The sequence below is a fragment of the Pseudoalteromonas sp. Z1A6 genome, assembly GCF_011378745.1.
In the GTDB taxonomy this organism is placed as follows: domain Bacteria; phylum Pseudomonadota; class Gammaproteobacteria; order Enterobacterales; family Alteromonadaceae; genus Pseudoalteromonas; species Pseudoalteromonas arctica.
Window position 1 is genome coordinate 1 of the sequence record NZ_WTKW01000709.1, and the last position, 568, is coordinate 568.

The window sequence follows — 568 nt, forward strand, 5'->3', positions numbered from 1 at the left end:
TAACAGACAGTTACATCCCCAAAAAACAAATATACTTTGACAGAAAAAAGCAGCTAGTAGGCTTTACTTATCCTATCCCTGGTTGCGAAGCGCGTGATGAGCAGGGTAATTGTTGTTTTAAGTGGGCTGATATTGTATGCCATTTAGATATGGTTGCAACACGCCCAGGTGTAATGGGGTTTGTACCCTATATAAGTCATGTTGATGAGGACAAATACCCTGACACTAAAATTGTTGTGCAAGTGCCGGATAACTCAAATAACCCAATGAACTGTTATTTATATTGGGAGCGTGTAGTGCGCTTTATGGACAACAACCAACCACTTCCTGATGTACCTGAGTATGAAAACTACCGACACCTTGATGAACCCACCGCTGAATTTGATAAAAAAAATGACAGACCTAATAAATTTTGGAGCGACTTTTCACTTGCTCAACAAGCCGAAATTTGGCAAAAGTTTAATAAAGAGGCTGCTCATTTTAATTGGCTCAGAGCGACACCTAACGAAGAAATAATTAAGCCTTGGTTACACTTTAAAGGTGAGCCTGAGCGTATTGAAAAACTAAC

General features: G+C 39.6%; 1 pseudogene. It reads left to right on the top strand.

Annotation, left to right across the window (positions count from 1 at the left end):
* Positions 1–568: pseudogene (locus GQR46_RS20440) on the top strand (hypothetical protein); the annotation flags it as partial.